The sequence below is a fragment of the Candidatus Woesearchaeota archaeon genome, from assembly GCA_003694805.1.
GTDB lineage: Archaea > Nanobdellota > Nanobdellia > Woesearchaeales > J110 > J110.
Genome location: RFJU01000097.1, coordinates 1 through 2,433, shown reverse-complemented (window position 1 = coordinate 2,433; position 2,433 = coordinate 1). Strand labels below are relative to the sequence as shown.

Here is a 2,433-nt window from a genome sequence, read left to right as displayed (position 1 = left end):
CCTCCGACCCAATTTCCCTTACTGGGGGGGGGAGGTGTCGTAAAGCGACGGAGAGGAGAGGAATCATGGGTACTGCTTCTTGTTACTCTCATTTGAGCCATGTCCAAAAATCTTTCTTGAGCGAATCTTTTGATGTGGTATGGTAGCTTCTTGAAGTTTGGCGACCTGGAAGAAAGGTAAAGATCAGAGGATGAGCTATCAAACTTGTCGTTCATGTGGTCGGCGCGTACCGATACGAGGGGCTTATTGTCCTGCTTGTGGTCAACCTCTTTCTCAGCAGCCGCAGCCTCCTCAATTTTCTCAAAATGCGCGTATGGCAACGCATCGAAGCACGACTCAGCGTACAGTTCCTCCGAATCCGCCACCGGGAGCATCGAACAGCCAGTCTCGTTATTCTGATCCGTTTGAGGGGACGGTTCTCGATCAGAAGTATCGTTTGTTGGACAAGGTTGGAGAGGGGGGGATGGCAAAGATCTACCGGGCAGAGCACGTTTTTTTACGGGAGACTCGGGCGATTAAAGTGATCAAGCGACCTGATCATCGTCGGGAGACACAATATGGTCGTTTTCTACGTGAGGCTCGGCTTGCTCGGCGGGTTTGCGCATTGTCGCCTCATGTTGTTCGCGTGGATGATTTTGGTTATGACCAAAAGCGTGGTGTGTATTACTATTCAATGGAGCTGCTCAATGGAGGCTCTTTGCGGGATCTTTTGAGGCAACCTCCTTATTATCTTTCGCCTCAGCGCACTGTGCATATTGCGGTACAAGTCTGTGATGCGATGGCGATCTCTCACCAAGAAGGGGTGATCCATCGCGATCTCAAACCAGATAATATCTTTTTGACGGTGCGAGATGGCGAGAAAGATTTTGTGAAGATCCTGGATTTTGGTTTGGCCAAACCCCTTGATCCAGATGAGCCGGATTTTACGGATGTTGGAAAGGTTGTGGGAACGCCTGAATACATGTCTCCAGAGCAGTGTCGTGGGCCAACGCCAGAAGAACGCTTGCGTGGGATTAGTCATGTGGATGGCCGTTCTGACGTTTACTCCTTGGGTATCGTTTTGTACCAGTGTCTCGTTGGCCGGGCGCCATTTGTTTTGGAGGGCGAGCCTACTCCCCAAAATTTTCTAAAACTGATGAGTCGACAGATTTCGGAACAACCCAAACCGCTCGAAAAGATTCGAACTGATTTACCACCTTCTTTGGTGCAGGTTGTCAATACGGCGTTGGACAAGAGCCCTGCACGTCGTTATGCCTCGATGATGGATATGAAACATGCGCTACTTGAGGCCGTTCCAGAGGTGAAGCAGACAACCGAGCTATGGACGACCTCTCGTGGTGCTTCTCCTCAAATGCTTGAGTTGATGCAAGTGATGCCTTCCGGCACCAAGAGCGCTGCTTCTCTCGCTTTTAGTCTCCAACTTGATCCTGAGCTCGATCTGTAATGCTTGGTTCGCTCGTTTTGAAATGCCCTAATTTGTTTGCGATCTCTTGGGCGGGGAGTTTTTGTGGGCAGAGCATTTCTAGTTGGGAGAGATCATCTCTGTATCTGTCAAAGAGGTTTTTTGCTTCGGAAAAAGAAGGGAGATGTCGAAGGGCTCCAAGGAAGAGCGCAGGTGTTGATGGATTCAAAGAGTGAGAGGTGGCGTTTTTGTTTTTCGGAAGAATGGCTTCGCATAGACCACAATGAATGCAGGCAGAAGATTCAAATAGTGCGGCTCTCACCTCTGGAGTGAGTGCCCAAAGACCGTTTTCTTCATATTGTTTGAGAAATTGTCGTTTCCCTTGCGTTGGTCGTGTCAGAAGTCTGCCGAGTTTTTCAAGGAGCAATCCGCAGAGGTGGGTGGCAAGAAAAAAAAGTGCATCAAGTTGTTTCCTCATTTTTCTTTTTCTTTCTCAAGTCGTTAACAGCGGTGTTTGCGGCTTCGTATCCTTGTTGGTAAAGGTGAGCGGTGGAGCTGGAGGGAGGAAGCTGTTGTGGCAAATTGGAGACAATGCTTCCTGCTGCCAAAAGATTAAAGAAGACGGGTTGTCTTCCTTGATCGAGAGGTCTCCAACGCTCATCAACTGTCAACCCAAGGGAAAAAAATGGATGTTTTTTGCGGACATCAAGGAAACAGCATGGAGTATGTAATTCAAAAAAGAGATCGCTTGCGTCCTTTGTGTATGAGGATGGTAGCTGTAGTGGAAGTCCAAAAATGCGCTCTTTTGGGGAAAGTTCAGGCGTGACAAAAAGACCTCTGCCGATCCATTGTCCGGTGGCCAAGAGAAAACGCTTTCCTGGTATACGCAATTTGTCTGTTTGAACACTTTGAAGCCAACCTGTGTGATCAGCTTGGAAGCTTGTCACTTCTGTAGATAGTCGTGTTACGGAAGAAAGTTGGGAGAGATTTTCTTCGAGCTTTTTTTGAAGGCGCAATCCTGGTTGAGAGGG

Annotated in this window: 3 protein-coding genes; 1 reads left to right on the top strand and 2 read right to left on the bottom strand. The window is 48.5% G+C overall.

All coding sequences use genetic code 11. The annotated features are described in order from the left end of the window. The first annotated feature begins 157 nt into the window (after nt 1–157). Complete coding sequence (locus D6783_03360; protein RME52922.1) at nt 158–1,444, top strand: serine/threonine protein kinase; 1,287 nt, start codon at nt 158–160, stop codon at nt 1,442–1,444. Here the strand turns inward: D6783_03360 and D6783_03355 are convergent. Together D6783_03355 and D6783_03350 are read right to left on the bottom strand one after the other, a co-directional pair. Further along, a complete protein-coding gene (locus D6783_03355; protein ID RME52921.1) occupies nt 1,410–1,880 on the bottom strand; it encodes a hypothetical protein in 471 nt (156 codons plus the stop codon). The two genes, D6783_03360 and D6783_03355, sit on opposite strands and share 35 nt — an antisense overlap. Next, on the bottom strand, nt 1,864–2,433 hold a 570-nt coding region (locus tag D6783_03350; GenBank protein RME52920.1), incomplete at its 5' end, for a hypothetical protein. The genes D6783_03355 and D6783_03350, both read right to left, overlap by 17 nt.

What these genes read in the sequence shown, in the direction of transcription:
- D6783_03355 (RME52921.1), bottom strand. Translation starts at nt 1,880, where the DNA reads ATGAGGAAACAACTTGATGCACTTTTTTTTCTTGCCACCCACCTCTGC.